Source organism: Streptomyces antarcticus, from assembly GCF_026627255.1.
Lineage (GTDB): Bacteria > Actinomycetota > Actinomycetes > Streptomycetales > Streptomycetaceae > Streptomyces > Streptomyces antarcticus.
In genome coordinates this window covers 766,352-791,026 of the sequence record NZ_JAPNLM010000001.1, presented here as the reverse complement: position 1 = coordinate 791,026, position 24,675 = coordinate 766,352, and the positions used below count along the sequence as shown (strand labels likewise).

Annotated in this window: 23 protein-coding genes and 1 pseudogene; 13 read left to right on the top strand and 11 right to left on the bottom strand. The window is 71.4% G+C overall.

Features of this window, described 5'->3' with window-relative positions; all coding sequences use genetic code 11:
- Positions 1-7 precede the first annotated feature (7 nt).
- A complete protein-coding gene (locus OTB16_RS03665) occupies positions 8-1,165 on the top strand; it encodes a cystathionine gamma-synthase (protein ID WP_267718337.1) in 1,158 nt (385 codons plus the stop codon).
- Positions 1,166-1,362: 197 nt separating this feature from the next.
- Here the strand turns inward: OTB16_RS03665 and OTB16_RS03660 are convergent, their stop codons facing one another.
- The 3 genes from OTB16_RS03660 to OTB16_RS03650 are packed head-to-tail and all read right to left on the bottom strand — an operon-like array spanning position 1,363 to position 2,617.
- Positions 1,363-1,617, bottom strand: coding sequence for a hypothetical protein (locus OTB16_RS03660; protein ID WP_267718336.1), 255 nt, complete (start codon positions 1,615-1,617; stop codon positions 1,363-1,365).
- The gene (locus OTB16_RS03655; protein ID WP_267718334.1) at positions 1,614-2,036 is read right to left on the bottom strand and encodes a sigma factor-like helix-turn-helix DNA-binding protein; all 423 of its coding nucleotides are present in this window, start codon (positions 2,034-2,036) and stop codon (positions 1,614-1,616) included. Before OTB16_RS03655 ends, OTB16_RS03660 begins: the two co-directional genes overlap by 4 nt.
- A 59-nt stretch (positions 2,037-2,095) precedes the next feature.
- A complete protein-coding gene (locus OTB16_RS03650) occupies positions 2,096-2,617 on the bottom strand; it encodes a MarR family winged helix-turn-helix transcriptional regulator (RefSeq protein ID WP_267718332.1) in 522 nt (173 codons plus the stop codon).
- A 236-nt stretch (positions 2,618-2,853) separates the two neighbouring features.
- Between OTB16_RS03650 and ilvA the strand changes: the two genes are divergently transcribed.
- The 3 genes from ilvA to OTB16_RS03635 all read left to right on the top strand — a co-directional run bounded on the left by ilvA (position 2,854) and on the right by OTB16_RS03635 (position 6,230).
- The gene (ilvA, locus tag OTB16_RS03645) at positions 2,854-4,086 is read left to right on the top strand and encodes a threonine ammonia-lyase (protein WP_267718331.1); all 1,233 of its coding nucleotides are present in this window, start codon (positions 2,854-2,856) and stop codon (positions 4,084-4,086) included.
- Positions 4,087-4,332: 246 nt separating this feature from the next.
- Positions 4,333-5,364, top strand: coding sequence for an ATP-binding cassette domain-containing protein (locus tag OTB16_RS03640; protein ID WP_267718330.1), 1,032 nt, complete (start codon positions 4,333-4,335; stop codon positions 5,362-5,364).
- Positions 5,361-6,230, top strand: a complete 870-nt coding sequence (locus OTB16_RS03635) for an ABC transporter permease (RefSeq protein ID WP_267718329.1) — start codon at positions 5,361-5,363, stop codon at positions 6,228-6,230. Before OTB16_RS03640 ends, OTB16_RS03635 begins: the two co-directional genes overlap by 4 nt.
- Before the next feature lie 90 nt (positions 6,231-6,320).
- Here the strand turns inward: OTB16_RS03635 and greA are convergent, their stop codons facing one another.
- Together greA and OTB16_RS03625 are read right to left on the bottom strand one after the other, a co-directional pair.
- Positions 6,321-6,818 carry a transcription elongation factor GreA gene (gene greA, locus OTB16_RS03630; RefSeq protein ID WP_267718328.1) on the bottom strand — a complete coding sequence of 166 codons (498 nt, stop codon included), beginning with the start codon at positions 6,816-6,818 and terminating at the stop codon, positions 6,321-6,323.
- A 259-nt stretch (positions 6,819-7,077) separates the two neighbouring features.
- A complete protein-coding gene (locus OTB16_RS03625; protein WP_267718327.1) occupies positions 7,078-7,497 on the bottom strand; it encodes a DUF4307 domain-containing protein in 420 nt (139 codons plus the stop codon).
- 121 nt (positions 7,498-7,618) lie between these two features.
- On the opposite strand from OTB16_RS03625, the gene mca reads away from it, so the two are divergent.
- Together mca and OTB16_RS03615 are read left to right on the top strand one after the other, a co-directional pair.
- A complete protein-coding gene (mca, locus tag OTB16_RS03620) occupies positions 7,619-8,500 on the top strand; it encodes a mycothiol conjugate amidase Mca (RefSeq protein WP_267718326.1) in 882 nt (293 codons plus the stop codon).
- A gap of 2 nt (positions 8,501-8,502) precedes the next feature.
- Positions 8,503-8,733 carry a hypothetical protein gene (locus OTB16_RS03615; protein WP_267718325.1) on the top strand — a complete coding sequence of 77 codons (231 nt, stop codon included), beginning with the start codon at positions 8,503-8,505 and terminating at the stop codon, positions 8,731-8,733.
- Between the two features lie 34 nt (positions 8,734-8,767).
- Here the strand turns inward: OTB16_RS03615 and OTB16_RS03610 are convergent, their stop codons facing one another.
- Positions 8,768-12,136 carry a tetratricopeptide repeat protein gene (locus OTB16_RS03610; RefSeq protein WP_267718324.1) on the bottom strand — a complete coding sequence of 1,123 codons (3,369 nt, stop codon included), beginning with the start codon at positions 12,134-12,136 and terminating at the stop codon, positions 8,768-8,770.
- A gap of 156 nt (positions 12,137-12,292) precedes the next feature.
- Here OTB16_RS03610 and OTB16_RS03605 point away from each other — a divergent pair, with 156 nt between their 5' ends.
- On the top strand, positions 12,293-13,081 hold the full coding sequence (locus OTB16_RS03605) for a DUF4344 domain-containing metallopeptidase (protein ID WP_267718323.1): 789 nt from the start codon (positions 12,293-12,295) through the stop codon (positions 13,079-13,081).
- A 31-nt stretch (positions 13,082-13,112) separates the two neighbouring features.
- Here the strand turns inward: OTB16_RS03605 and OTB16_RS03600 are convergent, their stop codons facing one another.
- Complete coding sequence (locus OTB16_RS03600; RefSeq protein ID WP_267718322.1) at positions 13,113-13,679, bottom strand: Uma2 family endonuclease; 567 nt, start codon at positions 13,677-13,679, stop codon at positions 13,113-13,115.
- Positions 13,680-14,012: 333 nt separating this feature from the next.
- Here OTB16_RS03600 and OTB16_RS03595 point away from each other — a divergent pair.
- Positions 14,013-14,813: pseudogene (locus OTB16_RS03595) on the top strand (thioredoxin domain-containing protein); the annotation flags it as partial.
- A 55-nt stretch (positions 14,814-14,868) separates the two neighbouring features.
- Positions 14,869-16,527: a recombinase family protein gene (locus OTB16_RS03590; protein ID WP_267718320.1), complete on the top strand. Its 1,659-nt coding sequence runs from the start codon at positions 14,869-14,871 to the stop codon at positions 16,525-16,527.
- Positions 16,528-16,801: 274 nt separating this feature from the next.
- Here the strand turns inward: OTB16_RS03590 and OTB16_RS03585 are convergent, their stop codons facing one another.
- From OTB16_RS03585 to OTB16_RS03575, 3 genes are read right to left on the bottom strand one after another with little or no spacing between them, the layout of a single operon-like run.
- On the bottom strand, positions 16,802-17,650 hold the full coding sequence (locus OTB16_RS03585) for a helix-turn-helix domain-containing protein (RefSeq protein ID WP_267718319.1): 849 nt from the start codon (positions 17,648-17,650) through the stop codon (positions 16,802-16,804).
- 14 nt (positions 17,651-17,664) lie between these two features.
- A complete protein-coding gene (locus OTB16_RS03580) occupies positions 17,665-18,180 on the bottom strand; it encodes a DUF6879 family protein (RefSeq protein WP_267718318.1) in 516 nt (171 codons plus the stop codon).
- Positions 18,152-18,406 (bottom strand): hypothetical protein, encoded by a 255-nt coding sequence (locus OTB16_RS03575; protein WP_267718317.1) that lies wholly within the window; start codon positions 18,404-18,406, stop codon positions 18,152-18,154. Before OTB16_RS03575 ends, OTB16_RS03580 begins: the two co-directional genes overlap by 29 nt.
- 180 nt (positions 18,407-18,586) lie before the next feature.
- Here OTB16_RS03575 and OTB16_RS03570 point away from each other — a divergent pair, with 180 nt between their 5' ends.
- The 3 genes from OTB16_RS03570 to OTB16_RS03560 all read left to right on the top strand — a co-directional run bounded on the left by OTB16_RS03570 (position 18,587) and on the right by OTB16_RS03560 (position 21,684).
- Positions 18,587-18,994: an ATP-binding protein gene (locus OTB16_RS03570; RefSeq protein WP_267718316.1), complete on the top strand. Its 408-nt coding sequence runs from the start codon at positions 18,587-18,589 to the stop codon at positions 18,992-18,994.
- A complete protein-coding gene (locus OTB16_RS03565) occupies positions 18,991-19,266 on the top strand; it encodes a hypothetical protein (RefSeq protein WP_267718315.1) in 276 nt (91 codons plus the stop codon). The genes OTB16_RS03570 and OTB16_RS03565 overlap by 4 nt, the downstream gene beginning before the upstream one ends.
- Positions 19,267-19,599: 333 nt before the next feature.
- On the top strand, positions 19,600-21,684 hold the full coding sequence (locus OTB16_RS03560; RefSeq protein ID WP_267718313.1) for a thioredoxin domain-containing protein: 2,085 nt from the start codon (positions 19,600-19,602) through the stop codon (positions 21,682-21,684).
- Between the two features lie 121 nt (positions 21,685-21,805).
- Here OTB16_RS03560 and trhA read toward each other — a convergent pair whose 3' ends face one another.
- A complete protein-coding gene (trhA, locus tag OTB16_RS03555) occupies positions 21,806-22,423 on the bottom strand; it encodes a PAQR family membrane homeostasis protein TrhA (RefSeq protein ID WP_267718407.1) in 618 nt (205 codons plus the stop codon).
- A gap of 373 nt (positions 22,424-22,796) precedes the next feature.
- Between trhA and OTB16_RS03550 the strand changes: the two genes are divergently transcribed.
- Positions 22,797-24,641, top strand: a complete 1,845-nt coding sequence (locus tag OTB16_RS03550) for a phosphoenolpyruvate carboxykinase (GTP) (RefSeq protein WP_267718312.1) — start codon at positions 22,797-22,799, stop codon at positions 24,639-24,641.
- Positions 24,642-24,675: the final 34 nt, after the last annotated feature.

The following is a 24,675-nucleotide window of genomic DNA, read 5'->3' as shown; positions in this document are numbered from 1 at the left end:
TCGGACCATGAGCGACCACAGCCACGAGCACCAGAGCTTCGAGACCCGCGCCATCCATGCGGGCAATACGGCGGACCCCCGGACCGGTGCGGTCGTGCCCCCGATCTACCAGGTATCCACGTACAAGCAGGACGGCGTCGGCGGACTGCGCGACGGATACGAGTACAGCCGCAGCGGCAACCCGACCCGCACCGCGCTGGAGGAGAACCTCGCGGCGCTCGAGGGCGGCCGGCGCGGCCTCGCCTTCGCGTCCGGGCTCGCCGCCGAGGACTGCCTGCTCCGTACGCTGCTCTCCCCGGGCGACCACGTGGTCATCCCGAACGACGCGTACGGCGGAACCTTCCGCCTCTTCGCGAAGGTCGTCTCCCGCTGGGGCGTGGAGTGGTCGGTGGCCGACACCTCCGACCCGGACTCGGTGCGGGCGGCGCTGACCCCGAAGACGAAGGTCATCTGGGTCGAGACCCCCTCCAACCCGCTCCTCGGCATCACCGACATCGCCGTGGTCGCGGACATCGCGCGCACGGCCGGCGCCAAGCTGGTCGTCGACAACACCTTCGCCTCGCCCTACCTCCAGCAGCCGCTGGCCCTGGGCGCCGACGTCGTCGTGCACTCGCTGACCAAGTACATGGGCGGGCACTCCGACGTGGTCGGCGGCGCCCTGGTCACCGCCGACGCGGCGCTCGGCGAGGAGCTGTTCTACCACCAGAACGCCATGGGCGCGGTGGCCGGCCCCTTCGACTCGTGGATCGTGCTGCGCGGCATCAAGACGCTGGCCGTCCGCATGGACCGGCACGCGGAGAACGCGGGCAAGGTCGTCGAGATGCTGGCCCGCCACCCGAAGGTCACCCAGGTCCTGTACCCGGGCCTGCCCGAGCACCCGGGCCACGAGGTCGCCGCCAAGCAGATGCGGAACTTCGGCGGGATGATCTCCTTCCGGGTCGCCGGCGGCGAGGAGGAGGCCGTCGCGGTGTGCGGCCGCACCGAGATCTTCACGCTGGCCGAGTCCCTGGGCGGCGTCGAGTCCCTGATCGAGCACCCGGGCCGCATGACGCACGCGTCGGTGGCCGGCTCGGCCCTGGAGGTCCCGGCGGACCTGATCCGCCTGTCGGTGGGCATCGAGAACGCCGATGACCTGGTGGCGGACCTGGTGCGGGCGCTGGGCTAGCCGTGCCGTGCCCCTGGCGGGGGGCTTGCCGGTCGCTGCCGGTGCCCTCCGCCTCCCGCCTCCCGCTGGGCGGGGCCCGTGTCCGTGCGTGCCGCGCCGCTCCCGGGGCTCCGCCCCGGACCCCGCGCCTCAAACGCCGGCGGGGCTGATTTTTGCCGGTAGGGATGGATGTTTTCCGGCGGGGCCGGGGCTGTGGGCTACCAGCCTTCCAGGGGTGGGGAGATGCCGCTTGGGGGGACTGACCAGGGGCGGGTCAGGGAGGCCCAGACCGTGAAGGCCGTCGCCGCCGCGAGGAGCAGGGCCCAGCCGAGGCGTCGCAGGGCCCGGCGCCGCCGCATGATGCGGGCGCCACGGGCCGCCGCCCCCGCCGCCAGGCCGGGCGGGATCACCGGGTACGGGGCCTCCAGCGCCTGCCTGACCTCCGTTTCCTTCCGGTCCGGGAACCCGCTCACGCCGCCTCCCGGGACCGCATCGCGGCCACCGCCCGGTTGCACAGCACCCGGACCCGTTCCACCGGCAGCCCCAGCTGCGCCGCCGCGACCTCGTCGGCGACCCCCTCGTACACCCGCAGCACCAGCACGAGCCGCTCCAGCGGGCTCAGCCGGGCCAGCAGGCCCGTGCCGCCGTGGTGGCGCCAGCCCGTGCGCGCGAAGGCGGCGCACAGCTCCTGGCGGGTGAAGTCGTACGGGTCGTCCCCGCGCAGCCGCCGCCAGTCCGCGTACGTACGGGCCAGTGCTCCCGCCAGCAGCCGCCGGGCCGACTCGGCGTCGCCGGTCAGCAGGATCGCGACGTGCAGGAGCCGCCCCGCCGCGCCAGCGACGAAGGCCTCGAACTCCGCGTAGGGGCCTGCCCGGTGGTCCACCGCCCGCATAGCGACATAGTGCGGGCACCGGGACCGCCCCGGTCAAGAGGTGGGACGCAGCGAGCCGTTCAGGACGCCGGACCGGCGTCGGACACGGCCGCCATCAGCTCCGACAGCGACAGGTTGAACCGGGTCAGCAGCCCGGTGAAGGACTCGCGCTCGTCCTCGCTCCAGCCGTCCGTCACGCGCGCCATCAGTTCGCGCCGCGAGGAGCGGACCTCCTCCAGCCGCGTCAGCCCGCGCGCGGACAGCGCCAGCACCACGGCCCGCCCGTCCTCCGGGTGCGAGGTCCGCTTGACCAGGCCGCTGTCGACCAGCGGCGCGACCTGCCGGGTGACGGTCGAGGAGTCGATGCCCATGCCGCCGGCGAGCGCCTTGACGCCCATCGGGCCCTCCAGGTCGAGCCGGTTCAGCAGCAGGTACGCGGCGCGGTCCATCGAGTTGCGCGCCTGGCCGACGCCGCCCAGGCGGGTCTGCTCGGCGCGGCGCGCGAAGACCGCCACCTGGTGCTGGAGCGCGTCGAGGAGACCGCCTCCGGCGGGCGCTTCGGCCGCCGCGGGCAGCTCGGAATTGGCCGGGGTGGAAGGCATGGCCGTGGGCTCTCTTCGCGTGGTCCGACAAGGATGGGGGACAGAGTACGCGGCCGTACGGCGGCCTGTACGCCTCGTACGAGAACTCGTGCGGCCCGTGCGCGTGCCCGCTCCGGGCCCGTCCCGGATGGCGGGATATCGCCTCTCGCGGCGGTCCGACCCCGGGCCCGCCCCGGCCGCCGTCTCAGGGGCCGGCGGCCCGAGCCGGGCCGGGCGGGGACTGCGAGACTGGCGGCATGAACTACCGCGTGCCCCAGCCCGTTCCCCAGGTCATCCTCGACGACGTGCGGGGGGCGCAGAAGATGCTGTCCGGCGTCTCGCGGGTCACCGCGATGGAAGGCAGCCGGCACCTCTCCTCGCTCACCGGGTCCCCGGTCCACTTCAAGTGCGAGAACCTCCAGCGGACCGGCTCCTTCAAGCTGCGCGGGGCGTACGTGCGCATCGCGGGCCTGCGCCCCGAGCAGCGCGCGGCCGGCGTCGTGGCGGCCAGCGCGGGCAACCACGCGCAGGGCGTCGCGCTGGCCTCCTCCCTGCTCGGGGTGCGCTCGACGGTGTTCATGCCGGTCGGGGCGCCGCTGCCGAAGGTGGCCGCGACCCAGGAGTACGGCGCCGAGGTGCGCATGTACGGCGAGGTGGTGGACGAGACGCTGGCCGCCGCCCAGGAGTACGCGGACCGCACCGGGGCGGTGTTCATCCACCCCTTCGACCACCGCGACATCATCGCGGGCCAGGGCACGGTGGGCCTGGAGATCCTGGAGCAGTGCCCCGAGGTGCGCACGATCCTCGTCGGGATCGGCGGCGGCGGCCTCGCCGCCGGGATCGCGGTCGCGGTGAAGGCGCTGCGGCCGGACGTACGGGTCATCGGGGTGCAGGCGGCCGGCGCGGCCGCGTACCCGCCCTCGCTCAAGGTGGGGCACCCGGTGTCGATCGACCACCCCAGCACGATGGCGGACGGCATCAAGGTCGGCCGCCCCGGCGACGTCCCCTTCAAAATCATCGGGGAGCTCCTCGACGACGTGCGGACGGTCTCCGAGGACGCGCTCTCCAGCGCCCTGCTGCTGTGCCTGGAGCGGGCCAAGCTCGTGGTGGAGCCGGCCGGGTGCAGCCCGGTCGCCGCCCTGCTGAGCGAGCCCGAGCGGTACGGCGACGGCCCGGTGGTGGCCGTGCTGTCCGGCGGCAACGTGGACCCGCTGCTGCTGCAGCGGATCCTGCGCCACGGCATGGCGGCGGCGGGCCGCTACCTGTCGCTGCGGCTGCGCGTGACGGACCGGCCGGGCGCCCTGGCCGGACTGCTGGGCGTGCTGTCGGGCTCCGACGCGAACGTGCTGGACGTGAGTCACGTGCGGACCGACCCGCGGCTGGGGCTCACCGAGGTGGAGGTGGAGCTGCACCTGGAGACGAAGGGCCCCGAGCACTGCGCGGAGGTCGCGCGGTCCCTGCACGGCGCGGGGTACAAGGTGACGGGCTGACCCGGGCTGACCCCGACCCGAAAGGAACGCGGGGAAACAGGTGGGGACCAGGTGGGGATCAGGTGGGGACCAAGTGGGGAAAAGGCGTGGCCGTACGCGATATGACGCGATAGTGTCCGCCCGGGCGGGTGCGGCCCCGGCCGCATCCGGATCCCCCGAACTGCTGGGCGGGGCACGCCCGGCACCCCTAGGATTTGCCTAGGAAACACCCGATTCGAACACCCGATTCGCACTGGGAGAATCCGTATGCCAGGCGCCATATACGCCGAAGGGCTGGTCAAGACCTTCGGTGACGTGCGGGCTCTGGACGGCGTGGACCTCGATGTCCCGGAAGGCACCGTACTGGGCCTGCTCGGCCCCAACGGCGCGGGCAAGACCACGGCCGTGCGCGTCCTGACCACCCTCCTGCAGCCCGACAGCGGCAAGGCCGTCGTTGCCGGGATCGACGTGCTCAAGCACCCCAACGAGGTCCGGCGGGCGATCGGCCTCTCCGGCCAGTTCGCCGCCGTCGACGAGTACCTCACCGGCCGCGAGAACCTCCAGATGGTCGGGCAGCTCTACCAGATGAAAGCCCGGGCGGCGAAGGCCCGGGCCGCCGAACTGCTGGAGCGCTTCAACCTCGCCGACGCCGCCGACCGCACCGCCAAGACGTACTCCGGAGGCATGCGCAGGCGCCTCGACCTCGCGGCCGCCCTCGTCGTCAGCCCGCCCGTGATGTTCATGGACGAGCCGACCACCGGACTCGACCCGCGCAACCGCCAGCAGCTGTGGGGGATCATCCAGGAGCTGGTCGCCGGCGGCACCACCCTCCTGCTCACCACCCAGTACCTGGAGGAGGCCGACCACCTCGCCCACGACATCTGTGTGGTCGACCACGGCAAGGTCATCGCCCGCGGCACCTCCGACGAGCTCAAGGCACGCACCGGCGGCGAGCGCGTGGAGGTCGTCGTCCACGAGCGGCACCACATCGGCACGGCCCGCGAGGTCCTCGCCGGATTCGGCAAGGGCGAGACCACCGTCGAGGAGCACACCCGCAAGCTGACCGTGCCGGTCTCCGGCGGCGCCAAGCTGCTCGCCGAGGTCATCCGCGAACTGGACGGCAGGGGCATCGAGATCGACGACATCGGGCTGCGCCGCCCCACCCTCGACGACGTGTTCATCTCCCTGACCGGCCACGCGGCGGAACGGGACACCGGGGAGAACGGCGGCCCCGCGGGTACGCCCGACGCGCCGGGCGCCAAGGGCCGCGCGGCGGCCAGGAAGGAGACGGCGAAGTGACCCTCACCTCCCCGACCCCCGGCACCTCCCCGAGCAGGGAGCTCGCGGCGCCCCGCCCCCGCGGCGGCCTCGTCCAGAGCGTCAACGACTCCCTCGTGATCGCCAAGCGGAACCTCATCCGGATGTCCCGCATCCCCGAGATGGTCATCTTCGGGCTGATCCAGCCGATCATGTTCGTCGTGCTCTTCAGCTACGTGTTCGGCGGATCGATGATGATCGGCGGCTCGACCAGCGCCGTCGACTACCGGAACTTCCTGATGGCCGGCATCTTCGCGCAGACCGTCACCTTCGCCACGGCCGGCGCGGGCGCGGGCATCGCGGACGACATGCACAAGGGCCTCATCGACCGCTTCCGCTCGCTGCCGATGGCCCGCGGCGCCGTTCTCACCGGACGCACCCTCGCCGACCTCGTACAGACCGCGCTGACCCTGGTGGTCCTGGCGATCGTGGCCCTGCTCGTCGGCTGGCGCATCCACGAGGGCATCCCCAAGGCCCTCGCCGGATTCGCCCTGCTCCTCCTGCTGGGGTACGCGTTCTCGTGGATCGGGGCGCTGATCGGCCTGTCGGTGCGGACCCCGGAGGCAGCCACGTCGGGCGGCCTGATCTGGCTCTTCCCCGTCACGTTCATCTCCAACGCCTTCGTCCCCACCGAGAACATGGCGAGCTGGCTGCAGCCCATCGCCGAGTGGAACCCGTTCAGCGCCACCGTGCAGGCCTGCCGCGAACTCTTCGGCAATCCCGGCGTGTCCACGTCCGAGGCCTGGCCGATGGTCCACCCGGTCTGGGCCTCGCTGATCTGGTCGGTGCTGATCGTCGTGGTCTTCCGGACCCTCGCGGTCCGCAAGTACCGCTCGGCGAGCGTCTAGCGTCTAGCGTCCGGCGCATGGCGCCTTGCGTGACGATGCCCGGCCGGGAGGACCCGGCCGGGCATCGTCGCGTACGAAGGGGGTGGGCGGTCAGCCGGTGAAGGGCTTGACGTCCAGGATCTTGACCGAGGCCTTCTTGCCGTTCGGCAGCTCGTACTCGGCGTCGTCGCCGATCGCCTTGCCCATCACGCCGGTGCCCAGCGGGGACTGCGGGGAGTACGTCTCGAAGTCCGAGGAGGCGTACTCGCGCGAGGCGAGCAGGAACTCCGTGGTGTCGTCCTCGTCGCCGTCGAAGGCGATCTTGACGAGCGTGCCGGGAGCGACGACGCCGTCCGAGGCGGGCGCCGTGCCGACCTTGGCGTTCTCCAGGAGCTGCGTGAGCTGGCGCACGCGGAGCTCCTGCTTGCCCTGCTCCTCCTTGGCGGCGTGGTAGCCGCCGTTCTCGCGCAGGTCGCCCTCCTCGCGGGCGGCTGCGATCTTCGTCGCGATCTCCGTGCGGGCGGGACCAGAGAGGTAGTCCAGCTCCGCCTTCAGCTGGTCGTACGCCGCCTGGGTCAGCCAGGTGACGCTTTCGCTCGTCTGGGTCACGGGGTGCTCCTCGTCGGTACAGGGGACTACAAAGCCGCCAGCGGCGGACGAAACCACGAGCCTAACAATTCGGGAAGAAAAGGGGGAGGACCCAGGGGGTTCATTGCCCTCCCGGGAAGCCCGCGACACCGCCCGCGCAGGAGTGCGAATCCTGCCGCCCGGAGCCCGCCGTGCCGCGTCCCGCAAGCCCTCCGGCGGGTTCCGCGCCGTTCCCGGGGGCCTCCGCAGACCTCCGGTGCCGCCGGGCGCGGCGGCCGGGTCAGCGCGTGGAGCCGCCGGCCGCCGGCCGGCAGGCGACCAGCTCGATCATCGTGGCCCGGCCGGTGGTCTTCAGCGAGACCACCTCGTCCACGCGCGCGTCCGGCTGGGCGAAGGTGAAGTCGGCCCGGCCCACCTCGCCGTGCCCCTCGTCCTGGGAGCTCAGGGTGCAGACACCGGTCACCGAGGCCTCCTTGCGCACCTCGAGGTGGACCTTCACCTCGGTATCGGACACCACCTGGAACTTGATCACCTCGGCGCTGACGCTCTTGCCCGCGACGTAGCCCCAGCCGATCCAGCCGACCACGCCCAGCAGGGCCACGCCCAGCACCGACCCGATGATCTTGAGCTTCCGGTCGGCACGCTCGTCCGCCGACCGGCCGTACCGGCCCTCGGGCAGCTCCTGGCGCACCGTGCTCATCGATCGTCCCTTCAGCGAGGCCCGCAGGCCCGGCCCCCGCGGGCCACCCCCCGGAATTTTCCATCCCCCGATTCAGTCACTATAGAGACGTCGTCATCACCGAATTGCAGAGGATCCCGTCTTGACCGAGCAGCTTCGACTGATGGCCGTGCACGCCCACCCCGACGACGAGTCGAGCAAGGGCGCGGCCACCATGGCCAAGTACGTGTCCGAGGGGGTGCCCGTCCTGGTCGTGACCTGCACCGGCGGCGAGCGGGGCTCGGTCCTGAACCCCAAGCTCCAGGGCGACAAGTACATCGAGGAGAACATCCACGAGGTGCGCGCCAAGGAGATGGACGAGGCGCGCGAGATCCTCGGGATCGAGCAGGAGTGGCTCGGCTACGTCGACTCCGGGCTCCCCGAGGGCGACCCGCTGCCCCCGCTCCCCGAGGGCTGCTTCGCCCTGGCGGACGTCGACGAGGCGGCCGGGCGCCTGGTGAGGAAGATCCGCGCCTTCAAGCCGCAGGTCGTCACCACGTACGACGAGAACGGCGGCTACCCGCACCCCGACCACATCATGACCCACAAGATCACGATGGTGGCCTTCGACGGCGCGACCGACACCGTGAAGTACCCCGAGGCCGAGTTCGGCCCCGCCTACCAGCCGCGGAAGCTCTACTACAACCAGGGCTTCAACAAGCCGCGCACCGTCGCCCTCCACGAGGCCCTCCTCGCGCGCGGCATGGAGTCCCCGTACGGGGAGTGGCTGGAGCGCTGGAAGGAGTTCGAGCGCACGGAGCGGACCCTGACCACCCACGTCCCCTGCGCCGACTTCTTCGAGATCCGCGACAAGGCCCTCATCGCGCACGCCACGCAGATCGACCCCGACGGCGGCTGGTTCCGCGTCCCGATGGACGTCCAGAAGGAGGTCTGGCCGACGGAGGAGTACGAACTGGCGAAGTCCCTCGTCGACACTTCCCTCCCCGAGTCCGACCTCTTCGCGGGCATCCGGGAGAATGCGTAGCTATGAGCGCTACGCAGGCAGCACTGAACGAGCTCCTTCCGCTGGCCGGGGACACCTTCGACAAGAACAAGGTGACCCCCGGGATCCTCGGATTCCTCGTGTTCGCGGCCCTCGCCCTCGGCGTGTGGGGCCTGATGAAGTCGATGAGCCGCCACATGGGCCGGGTCGACTTCCAGGAGGCGCCCGAGCAGGCCGCCCCGAAACCCGCCGCCGAAGGCACCCGGGCCCCGTAGACACCGGTCCCGGGCCCGGTCCGGCCCCCCCGGGTCAGGCCGGGGGGACCGGGACGCCCATGATCTCCCGCGCGTGCAGGTTCGGGACCAGGCCCAGGCGCCACGCCTGCCAGCCCTCCGCCGGGTCCACCCCGCGGCCCAGGATCACCCCGTACGTCTCCAGGCAGTCCTCGAGGCGCCGGTCCCGCGCCGGGTGCGGGGCCGCCGACAGCCGGGCCAGCTCCGTCCGCGCCTCCTCCGGGGCGCCCGGCACCGCGTACGGCAGCAGCGTGCACCGCAGGAAGCGGGCCCAGTCCTCCCCGCGCCGGTCCCCGTACGAGACGAACAGCCGCACCGCCTCCTCGCACAGCCCCAGCGCCTGCGAGACCCGCCCGTTCCCCGCGTCCACCACCGCCAGCTCCAGGCAGGTCCACGCCTCCCCGTGGGCCAGACCGATCCGCCGGAAGTCCGCCCGCGCGTCCACCAGCAGCTGGCGGGCGAAGCCGGAGTTCTTCAGGTTGCCCGTCTGCGCCGCCCGCTGGTCCCGCGTCACGCGCCCCGAGTGGTGGCGGGCGTGCGCCAGCCCGTACACGTCCCGCATCCGCGAGAACATCGTCCGGGCCCGCTCCAGCTCGCGCACCGCCCGGTCGCGCTCCCCGCCCTCCTCCAGCGCCTGCCCCAGGTAGTACAGCGTCCAGGCCTCGCCGCGCGCGTCCTCCGCGTCCCGGTGCCGGGCCAGCGCCTCGGTCAGCCGCTCCACCGCCGGCCCCGGATCGCCGTCCACCACCCGGGCCCGGCCCAGCTGGGTCAGCGCCCACGCCTCGCCGCGGTCGTCGCGCGTGCGCCCGTACAGGTCCAGGGCCACGCGCAGCTCCGCCTCCGCCCGCGGCACGTCACCGAGCCGCAGGTGCACCTGGCCCAGCTGGAAGTGCGCCCAGGCCTCACCGTGCACGCTCTCGTTCTCCCGGTGCAGGACCAGCGACCGCTCCAGCAGCGACAGCGCCTCGCCCAGGTGGGCCAGGTCGCGCTCGACGGCCGCCAGGGCGTGCAGCCCCCACGCCCGGTCGCCCGCCAGCTCCGCCGGCTCCTGGAGCACGAGGGCCTCGCGGATCCGGGCCGCCGCCTCCGGCAGGTTCCCCTGGTGGTGCAGGGTGATCCCGAGCGAGACCAGCGCCATCGCGGCGCCCGCCTCCTGGTGCGCCTCCATGTACTGGTCCACCACCGAGGTCAGCGTGGTCCGCGCCTTGTCCAGCTCGCCCAGCTGGCGCGCGGCGATGCCCGTACGCCACTGCACCGACCGGACCAGCCGCCCGGGCTGCCCGCCGGGACCACCGGGGTGGCCCGCGGCCACCGCCCGCGTCAGCTCGTCGATCTCCCCCAGCCGGTACAGGTCCCCGCGCAGCAGGCAGAAGTCGCACAGCGCGCCCAGCAGGTCCAGCACCGCCTGCTGGTCCACGCCCTCCGTGTGCCGCAGCGCCGCCGTGATCACGCTCGACTCGTCGTCCAGCCAGCGCAGCGCCGCGTCCAGCGAGGCGAAACCGTGCCCGCCGAAGTGGTTCGCCCGCGTCGACATCTTCCCGTCGACCATCCGGATCACCGAGTCCGCGAGCTGCGCGTAGTTGCGGATCAGCCGCTCGTGGGCCGCCGAGGCCCGCGCCCGCTGCTCGTCCGAGGCCGGCCGGGCCGCCGCGTACGCCCGTACCGCGTCGTGCATCCGGAACCGCTGGCCGCGCACCCGCTCGATCAGCCCCGCCTCCCACAGCTCCTCCAGCGTGCGCAGCGCCGCCTGCTCCGTTACGTCCGCCAGCGCGGCGGCCGCCGCCCCGCCCAGGGAGGCCCGCCCGGCCAGCGGCAGCAGCCGCAGCAACTGCCGGGCGGGCTCGGCCAGGCGCGCGTCGGCGGCCCGCAGCGCGCGCTCCACCGGATGCCCGCCGTCCGGCGCGCCCGAGCCCTCGGCGGCCGGCACCCGGCCGGCGCGGGCCAGCGGGGCCAGCATCCGCAGGGCCAGCGGGAGCCCGCCGCCCAGCCGCACCGCGGCCGCGGCCGCCTCGGGGTCGACGGCGGGGGCGGAGGCGGGCGTGCTGCCGGGGCTCGGCGTACCGGATCCCGTCGTGCCGCCGGGGCTGGTCGAGTCGCCGGGGCCGCTTGGGCGGCCGTTGGCCCGGCCGGGCTCCGGGGAGCGTGCCGGCCGCGCGGGCCCCGACTCCGCGGCCGCGGACCGGACCAGCTCCTGCGCCTCCGCCTCCGCCAGCCGCTCCACCGGCAGCCGGTGCACCCACGCCGGCAGGTCCGCCGGCAGCTCCAGCGGCTCCCGCGCCGTCACCAGCACCAGGCTCTCCGACCGCTCCGGCACCAGCAGCCGCACCTGCTCCGCGTCCACCGCGTCGTCCAGCACCACCGTCACCGGCAGCCCCCGCAGGTACTGGTGGTACAGCTCGGCGAGCCGCCGCACCTGCTGCTCCGCCGAAGCGCCCTCGCGGAACAGCAGCTGCTCCCGGGGCGCGCCCAGCCGGTTCAGCAGGTGCAGCAGCGCCTCCCGCGTCGACAGCGGAGCCTCCGAGCCGCCGCCCCGCAGGTCCACCACGCACGCGCCCCGGAACTGGTCCCGCAGCGCGTGCGCCGCCCGCAGCGCCAGCGCCGTACGCCCCACCCCCGGCTCGCCGTGCAGCACCACGACCACCGGCCGGGTCTCCGTACTGGCCCGCGCCGCCCGCACCCACTGCGCGACGCGCGTCAGCTCCGCCCGCCGCCCCGCGAACAGACCCGCCGGCTCCGGGAGCTGCCCGAACGACTGCTCCAGCACACTGCGCCGCCGGGCCTCCGCGCTGCGGTCCGTCCCGCGCAGCGGGGTCGGCGCCTGGCGCGGGACCTTCCGGGGCGCCCGCGCCGCCGCGGTCACCGCGCGCTGCTGCTCCAGGAACGGCCGTATCCCGCGCACCTCCAGTGCCGTCAGCCACTGCAGCCGCAGCTGTTCGGCCCCGCCCGGCCGGCCCAGCTCCCCGGCCCGCCGGTTCGCGGCCGGCACGTGCAGCGCCGTCACCCGGGCCACCGTGGCCGCCGCCCCGGCGACGCCCACGACGGCCCCCGCCGTCAGGGACGCGCCGGCCGCGACCCCGAGCGCGAGATCGGTCCCGACCGCGGCGGCCGCGGCGACGGCCACCGCCAGCAGCGCCGTCGACGCGTTGCCCCGCCGGAAGGCCTGCCCCAGGGACTCGTCCCCGGCCGCCGCCTCGTCCAGTGCCCGTACGTACGCCTCGTACTCCGGCGCCGCGCTCGCGGACAACGCGTCCAGCGCCTCCCTGCCGCGGGCCAGCAGCGCTGTCCTGTCGACCGGCGCGCCCGCGGCCCCCGAACCCCGCCGGACCTCCTCGTCCACGGCCCGCCCCAACAGCAGCTCGGCCTCACCGCGATGGGTGTCCCGCATCGGCGTCCCCTCCGAGAGTTCCGGTCGACTCGATTCCCAAGTGTCGTGGGTGAGGAACGCCAAGGCGAGGGAATCTGAGCGAGTTCAGAGTTAACCGATGTGTGCGCGAACGAAATTGACGGACTGTCGCTCGTCCCGGCGGCCTACCCTGACCCCATGAGCCGACGGTGGGGGACCCTGGCGCTGTGCGCGGCCGCGCTGCTGCCGATGGCGGCCGGAGCCGGATGCGCCGGCCCGGAGCCGCAACCCGCGACGACGGGATTCACCCTGCGCTACGAGGAACCGGCCGCCGCCGACCGCGCGCACCACCTCTTCCTCCGGGACCGGCGGATCGTCGAACCGGTCCTCGCCACCCTCAACGCCCACCTCGGCCTGCCCCACGAGGTCGCCGTCGTCGCCCGTTCCTGCGACGGCGAGGGCAGCGGCTACGACCCGCCGACCCACCGCATCGAGCTCTGCTACGACGACCTGCCCGAGGAACGCGCCCTGTTCGCGGCCGCCGCCGCCCCACCGGGCTCCCCGCGGCCGGACGGGGATCCGGACGCGGAACTCGCCCAGGTCGTCCGCGAGACCGTCCACCACGAAGCCGGCCACGCCCTCCTTGACGCCCTGCACCTCCCCGCCGAAGGGGACCGCGCCGAGGAGGACGCCGCCGACCGCTTCGCCCGCCTGATGCTGCTCCGCGGCGGCCGGGCGGGCGCGGCCACCCTCCTGACGGCGGCCCGCGCCTACGACCTCGCCGCCGCGGCCGACCCCGCCCCCGACCCGGACGACGAGCACGCCCCGCCCGCCGAGCGCGCGGAGTCCCACCGCTGCGCCGTCTACGCCGAGGCCCCCGCCCGGCACCCCGACCTCGCGACCCCGGCCCGCGCGACGTGCCCCACGACCTGGCCCCAGGCCCGCGAGACCTGGACCCACGCCCTGACCCCGCTGCTGCGCCGCTGACCGGGCGCCCCTCGAGGGGCTTCCGACGCGGTCAGACGGTTCCCAGGTCCACGGTGACGGAGAAGGGCACGGCGGTCTTGATCGCGCCGGTGAACATCTCGCCGTCCCGGTACGCCTTGGTGGCGGGGTCGAGGACGTAGGTGTAAACGATGGGGACACCGGTGGCGGCCTGCTCGACGCGCCAGTAGAAAGGGATGCCGGCCTTGGCGTACTGGTCCACCTTCACGATCCGGTCCGTGGTCTCCGAGCCGGGTGACACGACCTCGACGACCAGGAGTACGTGTTCGGGGCGGGTGGGCGTGAGGTCGATGGTCTCCGCCCGGTAGACGATGACGTCCGGACGGCGGTTGGTGAGCGGAACGTCCTGCAGGCGGACGTCGAAGTCCGTGTCGGCGTTCCAGTCCGGGCCGGCCGCGGCGTCCAGCTCGTTGGCCAGGATTCGCGCCAGCCGGTTGTGCCGCTTGGAGGCGCTCGGGCTCACGACGACCATCCCGTCCACGATCTCGATGCCGGCGCACTGCTCCTCGGACCAGGAGTCGTACTGCTCCGCGCTGATCTGGGTGTGCATCCACGCGGGCGCCACCATCTCGGCGGTCATGGTGTGCCTCCTTCGAGGAGCCTCAACAGTTCCAGCGCTGCCGGACTCAGCCTACTGTCCCGCGCTGCCGGGGCGCCCGATTTCGGCCGGGCGAGGCAGGGCCCGTGCGGGCCTCGCCGACGGCGCCGGGCCCGGTGGGAGGCTGGGCCGCATGAACCGGTCGGCTGGAGTGACCTCGCCTCGTCTGCTCCACGTGCCACCGGTGTCGGTGAACACCCCTCCTGTCTACCGAGGATGCGGAGAACGGCCTGTTCAGGGGCTGCCCCGCCGCCCCTCTTCCTGACGGCCGTGCCGCGGACAGCTCCCGTCGCCCGCGTGAGCGAGGATGGGCCCATGTCGAACCGCCTTGCTGACGAGACGTCCCCCTACCTCCTCCAGCACGCCGACAATCCGGTTGACTGGTGGCCCTGGTCCCCCGAGGCCTTCGCGGAGGCACGCGAGCGTGGGGTGCCCGTGCTGCTGAGCGTCGGATATTCGAGCTGTCACTGGTGCCATGTCATGGCCCACGAGTCCTTCGAGGACGAGTTGACGGCCGCCTACATGAACGAGCACTTCGTCAACGTCAAGGTGGACCGCGAGGAGCGGCCCGATGTCGACGCCGTCTACATGGAGGCCGTCCAGGCCGCCACCGGGCAGGGCGGCTGGCCCATGACCGTGTTCCTGAACGCCGACGCCGAGCCGTTCTACTTCGGGACCTACTTCCCGCCCGAGTCCCGGCACGGGATGCCCTCCTTCACGCAGGTCCTCGAAGGCGTGCGTTCCGCCTGGGTGGGGCGGCCCGAGGAGGTCACGGAGGTCGCGCGGCGGATCGTACGGGACCTGGCCGGGCGGCAGTTGGACTACGGCAAGGCCGGGACCCCGGGGGCCGGGGAGCTGGCGCAGGCGCTGCTCGGGCTGACGCGGGAGTACGACTCCGTGCGCGGCGGATTCGGCGGGGCGCCGAAGTTCCCGCCGTCCATGGTGCTGGAGTTCCTGCTCCGCCACCACGCGCGCACCGGGGCCGAGGGCGCGTTGCAGATGGCCGCCGACACGTGCGAGGCGATGGCCCGGGGCGGCATCTACGACCAGCTCGGCGGCGGGTTCGCGCGGTACGCGGTGGACCGGGAGTGGATCGTCCCGCACTTCGAGAAAGTAGCGGTCTAAGGTCCATCATTTCCGTACCCTTTCCCTGAGAGCAGAGGGGGTTGTGGTGCGCGAGGATCACGCGACGCTGGTCGGGTTGGGGCTCAGCCCCGAGGAACTGGAAGCCCTGGGACTGGGCAAGCCCATGACGGCGGAGCCGTCCGGACTCATGGACGCCTACCTGCGACGAAGCAACAAGAAGGAAGACCTGGCCACGCTGCGGGGACACTTGCGGGACGTGGCGCGCTGGGCGCAGGCGAACGGACTTCAGATTCGACACGTCTGGTTCGAGCAGCTCTCGGCATCCAAGACGCACGTGCGGCGACGGGAGTTCGAGAAGGCCACGCAAGCGGTCATGGACGGCAGGTCCAAGACGCTCGGTGTGTGGAAGACCGACCGCTTCGACCGGCGCGGCATGGGGGCGGTAGGCCGGATGCTCGACGAGTTCGACCGCCGGCAATCGCGGCTCGTCTCTGTTTCCGAAGGACTGGACTCGTCACAGGGCGGTCGCATGGTCTTCGCGATCCTGAGCGAGCGTGCCAGGGAAGAAGCGAGGGACATTGCGAAGCGCGTGAAGATCGGCCACGACTCGCACAAGGCGGAAGGTAGAAGGGGAACGGGCAGACCCCCGTTCGGTCTCTACAGTGCGCCCGGAAGCGGCAAGGTCGTACGCCATCCCGACGAGTACGGCACAGCCCGCAGGCTGGCGGACCTCTTGCTCGACAAGAAGACGACGAAGGACACGGCCCATCAACTCAATGAGGAGGGCTACCGGACCCGGAGCGGTGCTACCTGGTCGCCCACGGCGGTGAGCAAGCTGGCTCAGTCCCCGCTCTTCGCGGGCATGGTCCCGGTCCGGCGGCGCAAGACGGACGAGCACGGCAACCCCTTGGACGTCTGGGAGGGGTACGGCGAGCCTCTGCGCAACGAGAAGGGCGAAGCCATCTTGTGCGGCACGGGCGTCGTGACGCCGGGCGAGTGGTTCAAGATAAAGGCGCTCATCGCCGAGCGGACCGATGAACGATGGGCGAAGGGAAAGCCGGAAGCGAAGTACCTGGGCACCGGGAGCTACCGGTGCGGACGGCTGCGGGACAAGAAGGGCACGGGGGAGCTCGAATCGTGTGGGGGCTCGATGAGCCACCGGGGCGGACGCTACCGGTGTGAGGTCCGCCAGACGCGGGGCAAGTCCATCTGTGAGGGTGTGGTGACCCTTGCCGACCGCATCGACCACGCGGTTGGACAGGCTTGGGTCCACCACATCACGGCCCTTGAACCAGGTGACCCGGTGGTCATCGAGATAGCCCGCCGGTGGCTGGCCTTCGCGGACCCTGAAACGCAGGCGAAGAAGGACGAGGCCCAGAAAGCCCTTGAGGCAGCCCTGCGGCGTGTGAAGAAGCTCGAAGACGACTTCTACGTGTACGGGAAGATGGACGAAGAGCGCTTCGAGGAGCTGAGCGAGGGGCAGCGCGCCGTTATCGAGAGCACCACCGCGACCCTTGAGGCGCTGGACTCAGAGGCAGACCTCTCGCCCCTCACGCAGATCGACAGCCTGCGTGAGGCGTGGGAAGCGGCGGACATGGCAGACAAGCGGATGCTTTTGAAGTGCGCGCTTGGGAAGAAGGGCATCATGGTCAGGCCCGCCGCGCGACAGGGGGACCACACCCCGATCTTGGAACGACTTGAGTTCGGCTGGCTGTCGAAGAAGGACACCACCACCGAGAAGTGAGTTCGAAGCGGAAGGCCAGGCCTTAGCGCCCGGCGGACGGGACCCCTGCCTCTCGACGTGGTGACGAAGTGACGGAATGACGGGTTGCCGCTGTTCTATGTGTAGAACTAAAACACCATCTATAAGAGGTAACCAGCATTCAGGGTCACTTCATCACTTCGTCACTGCTCGCGCCTCCCGCCGTTCTCTCGCCGAGTGGGGGCGGCCCGGAAATTGGTGTCAACGTGTCCCGAAGAAGGACCCGAGACCAACGACCTGGCGTCATGGCTGTCGTTCAGCCCAGGGCTGCCAGTGCACTTGCGATGAGGGAACGCGTCGCCGCGCTCCGAGTCGCGCCGTGCGAGAGCCGATCGAAAGCTCGTGTGTATAGCTCGACTTGGCTCGGCTGGGTGAGCGTGGAGGCAGCGTCCAGAGAGTCGGCGTGAACCCTGGTGTCGTCGAAGATCGTGAAGGTTGGCATGGGCCACACGGTCCGTTGCGCCGAGAACCCGATGATGCCCACTGCGACGTTCGGAAGGTCCATGGCTCCGAGCAAGTGGCCAAGCTGTGCCGCCATGGTCTCGGCGCTGCACAGTCGGTAGCGCAACACCGACTCCTCCAGCACGAAGGAGAATTGGTGAGCACTGTTGCTCACCACCTCGTTGCGCCGCATGCGCGCCGCTACGGCATCACTCACATCGTCCGGGGTGCCCCGGAAGTCCGCGATGGAGGACAGTAGCGCGGTGGCGTATCCGGGTGTCTGGAGAAAGCCGGGGATCACGTCCGAGACGTAGACCCGGAACATGCGGGTCTGCCGGTACAGGTCCTCCGTGGACTCTTGCAGGCGGCGGAGCCCACTCCGCTGGAGTCGCTTCCACTGGACGTGAGCGTCGTCAGACTGCCTGTTCGCCGCGATCAAGTCGGAGATTTGATCGTCACCGCCGCAGGCTAGGCACCACGCCCGGATGTCCGCGTCCGAGGGCGGCGTCTTGGCGTGCTCGATCCGGGAGGACTTCGATTCCGACCAGCCGCACCGGACGGCCAGCTCCCGCCCGGTGATCCCCGCGTCCTTCCGGATCTCGCGCAGACGACCCGCCAGATCCTCGCGGGCCTTCTGAACGTTCGAAGATGGATGTGGGGGCAAGGAGCCGGCCTTCGTCAGATTTCGTACAGGTGGTGCGGGACGGCATGCTCCCAGACCGCCTCGAAGGCGGCGGAGCACAGCTTCACTGTCATTGCGTCGTCCGTGATCTCATCCTCGACCACCATGCCATCACCGGAAAAGTGGTGGACGCGAAGCAACGTGCCGTCGAAGAGCCAGAAGTCATTCCCCGGTAGAGGGATGCCCGTAGCGCGTCGTCGTGGCAGCCACCGCACCTCTTCACCCGCTGTGATGTTGGCGTGAGTGACGTAGTGCTCCCACCGGATGTACTCGGACACGGGTTCGGAGACGATGCGGGCCCTGCGGATCGACACGCCCCGAGCTACGGTGTCCGTGATCAATTGATCGTAGGGGTGCCACCAGGATGCGCGGTCTTCCCATCTGACCCGCTCGCCACGCTTCCACGCCTCGAACCTGTCTGTCGGCGCGTAGGAGTCGCGCAACTCCAGGTGGATGGCGGATCGTTCGCACCGGCCAAGCAGCTCAGCGAAGCTGGGCACGCTCGACGGCATCGCACGCCTCCCTGACCACCGGGATCATCCGGGCGGGAATCCTGACGATGGCTTCACTCTCCGGTACAGAGCCGTTCGCCGGGCTGCTTTCCTCGCACTCGGTCTGAGTCTCGGGACTCGGCTTCCACCCCTGCAAAAGGATCTCCTGAGCTTCCGTGTCGGCCCATACGGTGGGGCAGTGATCCCGGTCGGTGTTGGGGTCGATTCCCACGAACTCTACGGCCATGGTCGGCTCCCTGGTCTAGGTTCTTGCTCGGGCTTGCATAAGCTTGGCTGACCTGTGAGAACAGCGTCAAGACCTGTACAGGCAAAGCGAATTGGTGTGCAAGCTCATGCAAGTTCCTTGAGTGTGTGGGATCAATCTCACTAGCGTGTTCGGCATCGGACCACGTGAGGCGACGGTTCCATGACTGCTGCTGGTACGGCCTTTGCCCAGCGATTCAGTGCGACCGCGCGGGGTGCCCGCCTCGCCCGGCAACTTGCGCTGATCGAGTTGGCCGACTGGGGCATTCTCCTTGGCTCTAACGCCTCGGATACGGCTGGGCTGGTCATTGCGGAACTGGCGTCGAACGCCGTGCGGCACGGGCACGTTTCCGGGCGGGACTTCGAGCTGTGCATGGCCATGTCCGGTGACGTTCTCCGTCTGGCGGTAACGGACGCGCGGGGCGAGAGACTTCCGTGTATCCAGTCGTCCGGCGCCGGGGAGAGCGGCTACGGGCTGCAGCTCATCACGGCACTCGCCACTGATTGGGGAGTGGCCGACCGGGTCGTCGGCAAGACGGTTTGGGTTGAGCTTGTGGTGGAGCGAATGTGAGCACTGTCCCGGAGTGGGGCCCCAAGGAGCGCGCGTTCCTGAATGAGGGACTCACGCGCATTCTGGCCCGCCGGTTCGGCCCTGCCTTGGAACTCAGCCAGACGGCCGGCGCACGAGCGGACGACGAACTGATCGCTGCTGTCATCCAGGCACTTCCGGGCTTGCTGACGGCGGTGGTGGCAAGCCTTGACCCGTCAGCGGAGGCGCTGACGAATGACCAGGCTCAGTGCGCGCGAGGCGCGGGAAGCGCGGCAGTACATCGGGAGCCATGAACTGAAGCTCCGGCAGCGCTTGGCGGACGGTGAGACGCATGAGGAGATCGCCTTACGGGTCGGTGTCAGCGTCCGGACGCTTCGGCACATGCTCGAAGTAGTGCTACCGGGTACGGGAGTCCCGAAGTGCCAGTACCCCTCGTTGTCCGCCGGACAAAACGAACCCACTGCGGAGCCTGGGCGCTCCTGGGCATCGGACACATCGGGGCGCTAAGGCGCGGCCTCCGGGGTGAGTCCAGGGGGCCTGCCGACGCGTCCCCCTCCAGAGCCCCGCCCACGTGCTGCCCCCGTGGCGCTTGGGCGGGGCGGAGGCGGGTGCGCAAGGATGGGGGGATGTCCAACCGACTTGCGCAGGCCACGTCCCCGTACCTCCTCCAGCACGCGGACAACCCCGTCGACTGGCGGCCCTGGGAGGCTGAGGCGTTCGAAGAAGCCCGGCGGCGCGGGGTACCCGTGTTCCTGAGCGTTGGCTATAGCTCTTGCCACTGGTGTCATGTCATGGCCCACGAGTCCTTCGAGGACGAGTTGACGGCCGCCTACATGAACGAGCACTTCGTGAACATCAAGGTGGACCGGGAGGAGCGGCCGGACGTCGACGCCGTCTACATGGAGGCGGTTCAGGCGGCGACAGGGCAAGGGGGCTGGCCGATGTCCGTCTTCATGACGGCCGAGGGGGAGCCCTTCTACTTCGGTACCTATTTCCCGCCCGAGCCCCGACACGGGATGGGCTCGTTCATGCAGGTGCTCGAAGGTGTACGGACCGCGTGGGTCGGCCGACGTGAGGAGGTGGCCGAGGTCGCGCAGAAGATCACCCGTGACCTCGCCGGCCGTGCACTCGGAGCAGGGGGCGAGGGCCTGCCGACCGCCGAGTCCCAGGGCAACGCCCTCCTCCAGCTGACCCGGGACTATGACCCGGCGAGCGGGTGGTTCGGCGGAGGCGATACGAAGTTCCCGCCGAGCATGGTCGTCGAGTTCCTCCTCCGCCACCATGCCCGGACCGGTTCCGAAGGTGCCAGGGAGATGGCGGAAGGTGCCTGCGAGGCCATGGTGCGGTCGAGCCTGTTCGACCAGGTGGGAGGCGGGTTCCACCGCTACGTGCTGCGCGCCAAACCAGATGGGTCTTTGGTACCGCACTTCGAGAAGATGCTGTACGACAACGCGCTGCTCTGCCGGGTGTACGCGCACCTGTGGCGGGCCACCGGGTCCGACCTCGCGCGGCGGGTCGCCCTGGAGACCGCCGACTTCATGGTCCGGGAGCTGCGTACCGAGCACGGCGGTTTCGCCTCCGCGCTCGACGCCGACAGCGCGGACCCGCTGACCGGCGCGCACGTCGAGGGGGCGTACTACGCGTGGACCCCGGCCCAGTTGCGGGACGTGCTGGGGGAGGACGACGGGGACCTGGCCGCCGCGTACTTCGGGGTGACCGAGGAGGGCACCTTCGAGCACGGCGCCTCCGTGCTCCAGCTGCCCCAGGACGGTCCGGCGGCGGAGGCCGGGCGGATCGCCTCGATCCGGGAGCGGCTGCTCGCCGCGCGGGCGGCGCGGCCGGCGCCCGGGCGGGACGACAAGGTCGTGGCGGCCTGGAACGGGCTGGCCGTCGCCGCGCTCGCCGAGTGCGGGGCCTACTTCGACCGGCCCGACCTGGTGGAACGGGCGACGGAGGCCGCCGACCTGCTGGTACGGGTCCACTTCGACGTGCCCTCGGGCCGGGCCCGGCTGGCGCGGACCAGCAAGGACGGCCGCGTCGGCGTGAACGCGGGGGTGCTGGAGGACTACGGCGACGTCGCGGAGGGGTTCCTCGCGCTGGCCTCGGTGACCGGTGAGGGGGTGTGGCTGGAGTTCGCCGGCTTCCTCGTCGACCTGGTGCTGGACCTGTTCGCCGCAGAGGACGGGTCGCTGTACGACACCGCGCACGACGCGGAGCAGCTGATCAGGCGGCCGCAGGACCCCACCGACACGGCGGCGCCGTCCGGCTGGACGGCCGCCGCCGGGGCGTTGCTCTCGTACGCCGCGCACACCGGTTCGCAGGCGCACCGGACCGCGGCCGAGAGGGCGCTCGGTGTGGTGCACGCGCTCGGTCCGCGCGCCCCGCGCTTCATCGGGCACGGGCTGGCGGTGGCCGAGGCGCTGCTCGACGGGCCGCGCGAGGTGGCGGTGGTCGGCCGCCCGGAGGACCCGGCGCTGGCGGAGCTGCACCGGGTCGCGTTGCTGGGGACGGCTCCCGGGGCGGTCGTCGCGACGGGCATGCCGCGCGCGGCGGACGGCAGCGGCGGGGAGTTCCCCCTCCTGGCAGAGCGCACGCTCGTGGGGGGCCTGCCCACCGCGTACGTGTGCCGGCACTTCGTCTGCGCGCGGCCCACGACGGATCCGGACGAACTCGCCGGGCAGGTGGGGGCGGAGGCCTCCCGGGGCGTGTGACGGCACCGCGCCCGCCGGCGCCGCGCCCACCCGTACCGCGCCCGCCGTACGGGAACGGCTCCGCCCCCGGCACGGGTGCCGGGGGCGGAGCCGGGAACCGCCGCTGTCGCAGGAGCGGCCTTCAGTGCTGGTAGGCGGCCATCGAGATGCCGACGTAGTGGGCCACGAAGGCCGCCAGCGTCAGCGAGTGGAAGACCTCGTGGAAGCCGAAGAAGCGGGGGGAGGGGTTGGGGCGCTTCATGCCGTAGATGACCCCGCCCACGCTGTACAGCAGGCCGCCGACGATCACCAGGACGAGCACGGCGATGCCGCCGGTGCGCATGAAGTCGGGCAGGAAGAAGACGGCCGCCCAGCCCATCGCGATGTAGCAGGGGGTGTAGAGCCAGCGCGGGGCGCCGACCCAGAAGACCCGGAAGGCGATGCCGGCGGCGGCCGCGATCCACACCGCCCACAACAAAATCCGCCCGCTGGAGGGTGGGAGCAGCAGGACGGTCAGCGGGGTGTAGGTGCCCGCGATGATCAGGAAGATGTTGGCGTGGTCGAGGCGCCGCAGGATGGCCTCGCCGCGCGGCCCCCACGTACCGCGGTGGTAGACGGCGCTGACGCCGAAGAGCAGGCAGGCGGTGAGGACGTAGACGCCGCAGGCCACGCGCGCCTCGGTCGAGTCGGTGAACGCCATCAGCACCAGACCGGCGATCACCACGGCGGGGAACATCCCGGTGTGCAGCCAGCCGCGCATGAGCGGCTTCGCCTCCAGGGCGGCTTCGGCGGTCTCCAGGGCCTGGACGATCGGGGAGGGCTCGGCGGCCTGGGGGGAGGGCTCGGCGGCCCGGGAGGCCTCGGTGGCCTGGACGGCCTCGGCGGCCGGTCCGGCGGCGGCGTCAGAAGTCATGGCCCACATGCTACCTACGGGTCCGTAGGTTTCCGTCAGTCCTCTTTACGGAAGATTGACGGACGTGGCGATGCTCACGTGAGAGGCCCTCTGGACATATGCGCACATCCACCGGATGATCAGATGAGTGCGGTCGGCACCGGATGAGCGGAGCGCGAAGCGTCCGGGTCGCAGCCCCCACGGGGCAAACACCAAACAAACCCCTCAACAAGGAGCAATCGTGGCGCGCGACAACGCGGCTCCCACCATCCCGACGACCCACCAAGGACTGATCTCCTGGGTGGACGAGATCGCTGCCCTCACCCAGCCGGACCGCGTCGTCTGGTGCGACGGCTCCGAGGCCGAGTACGAGCGCCTGTGCGGGGAGCTCGTCGCCCAGGGCACGTTCAAGAAGCTCGACGAGACGAAGCGCCCGAACTCCTACTACGCCGCCTCCGACCCCTCCGACGTCGCGCGCGTCGAGGACCGGACCTTCATCTGCTCCGAGAAGGAGGAGGACGCGGGCCCCACGAACCACTGGAAGGCCCCGGCCGAGATGAAGGCCATCTTTACCGGGGAAGGAAACAGTTCCGCCGGCGAGAAGGGGATCTTCCGCGGCTCCATGAAGGGTCGGACGCTGTACGTCGTCCCCTTCTGCATGGGCCCCCTCGGCTCCGAGCTGTCCGCGATCGGCGTCGAGATCACCGACTCCGCCTACGTCGCGGTCGCCATGCGCACCATGACCCGCATGGGCAAGGCCGTCCTGGACGAGCTCGGCACCGACGGCTTCTTCGTCAGGGCCGTGCACACCCTGGGCGCTCCGCTCGCCGAGGGCCAGGCCGACGTCCCGTGGCCGTGCAACACGACCAAGTACATCTCGCACTTCCCGGAGACCCGCGAGATCTGGTCCTACGGATCCGGTTACGGCGGCAACGCCCTGCTCGGCAAGAAGTGCTACGCCCTGCGCATCGCGTCCGTGATGGCCCGCGACGAGGGCTGGCTCGCCGAGCACATGCTCATCCTCAAGCTGACCCCGCCGCAGGGCGAAGCGAAGTACATCGCCGCCGCCTTCCCCTCCGCCTGCGGCAAGACCAACCTCGCCATGCTGGAGCCCACGATCCCCGGCTGGACCGTCGAGACGGTCGGTGACGACATCGCCTGGATGCGCTTCGGCGAGGACGGCCGCCTCTACGCGATCAACCCCGAGGCCGGCTTCTTCGGCGTCGCCCCCGGCACCGGCGAGCACACCAACGCCAACGCCATGAAGACGATGTACGCGAACACCGTCTTCACCAACGTCGCGCTCACCCCGGACGGCTCCGACGTCTGGTGGGAGGGCATGACCGAGGAGGCCCCGGCCGAGCTCATCGACTGGAAGGGCAACCGCTGGACCCCGGAGTCCGAGACCCCGGCGGCCCACCCGAACGCCCGTTTCGCCGTCCCGGCGTCCCAGTGCCCGACGATCGCCCCCGAGTGGGAGGACCCCAAGGGCGTCCCGATCTCCGCGATCCTCTTCGGCGGCCGCCGCGCCTCCGCCGTCCCGCTGGTCACCGAGTCCTTCGACTGGAACCACGGCGTCTTCATCGGCTCGAACATCGCCTCCGAGAAGACCGCCGCCGCCGAGGGCAAGGTCGGCGAGCTGCGCCGCGACCCCTTCGCCATGCTGCCGTTCTGCGGCTACAACATGGGCGACTACATGGGGCACTGGGTCAAGGTCGGCGCTGACAAGGACCAGTCCAAGCTCCCGAAGATCTACTACGTGAACTGGTTCCGCAAGAACGAGGCGGGCACGTTCGTGTGGCCCGGCTTCGGCGAGAACAGCCGCGTCCTGAAGTGGATCGTCGAGCGCCTCGACGGCACCGCCGAGGGCGTCGAGACCCCCATCGGCGTCCTGCCGACGGTCGCGTCCCTCGACACCGACGGCCTGGACCTGCCCGCCGCCGACCTGGAGTTCCTCCTCACGGTCGACAAGGAGATCTGGCGCGACGAGGCCGCCCTGGTCCCCGAGCACCTCAACACCTACGGCGACCACACTCCCAAGGAGCTGTGGGACCAGTACCACGCGCTCGTCGAGCGCCTGGGCTGACCCGCCCGCCCCGCACCCGGGGCCATGAACGTGG

Excerpts from the sequence above, each read along its gene's own strand:
- OTB16_RS03665 (WP_267718337.1), top strand. The coding sequence starts at position 8 with ATGAGCGACCACAGCCACGAGCACCAGAGCTTCGAGACCCGCGCCATC.
- OTB16_RS03655 (WP_267718334.1), bottom strand. The coding sequence starts at position 2,036 with ATGCGGGCGGTGGACCACCGGGCAGGCCCCTACGCGGAGTTCGAGGCC.
- OTB16_RS03650 (WP_267718332.1), bottom strand. The coding sequence starts at position 2,617 with ATGCCTTCCACCCCGGCCAATTCCGAGCTGCCCGCGGCGGCCGAAGCG.
- ilvA (WP_267718331.1), top strand. The coding sequence starts at position 2,854 with ATGAACTACCGCGTGCCCCAGCCCGTTCCCCAGGTCATCCTCGACGAC.
- OTB16_RS03640 (WP_267718330.1), top strand. The coding sequence starts at position 4,333 with ATGCCAGGCGCCATATACGCCGAAGGGCTGGTCAAGACCTTCGGTGAC.
- OTB16_RS03625 (WP_267718327.1), bottom strand. The coding sequence starts at position 7,497 with ATGAGCACGGTGCGCCAGGAGCTGCCCGAGGGCCGGTACGGCCGGTCG.
- OTB16_RS03615 (WP_267718325.1), top strand. The coding sequence starts at position 8,503 with ATGAGCGCTACGCAGGCAGCACTGAACGAGCTCCTTCCGCTGGCCGGG.
- OTB16_RS03610 (WP_267718324.1), bottom strand. The coding sequence starts at position 12,136 with ATGCGGGACACCCATCGCGGTGAGGCCGAGCTGCTGTTGGGGCGGGCC.
- OTB16_RS03605 (WP_267718323.1), top strand. The coding sequence starts at position 12,293 with ATGAGCCGACGGTGGGGGACCCTGGCGCTGTGCGCGGCCGCGCTGCTG.
- OTB16_RS03600 (WP_267718322.1), bottom strand. The coding sequence starts at position 13,679 with ATGACCGCCGAGATGGTGGCGCCCGCGTGGATGCACACCCAGATCAGC.
- OTB16_RS03580 (WP_267718318.1), bottom strand. The coding sequence starts at position 18,180 with ATGCCGTCGAGCGTGCCCAGCTTCGCTGAGCTGCTTGGCCGGTGCGAA.
- OTB16_RS03575 (WP_267718317.1), bottom strand. The coding sequence starts at position 18,406 with ATGGCCGTAGAGTTCGTGGGAATCGACCCCAACACCGACCGGGATCAC.
- OTB16_RS03570 (WP_267718316.1), top strand. The coding sequence starts at position 18,587 with ATGACTGCTGCTGGTACGGCCTTTGCCCAGCGATTCAGTGCGACCGCG.
- OTB16_RS03560 (WP_267718313.1), top strand. The coding sequence starts at position 19,600 with ATGTCCAACCGACTTGCGCAGGCCACGTCCCCGTACCTCCTCCAGCAC.
- trhA (WP_267718407.1), bottom strand. The coding sequence starts at position 22,423 with ATGCGCGGCTGGCTGCACACCGGGATGTTCCCCGCCGTGGTGATCGCC.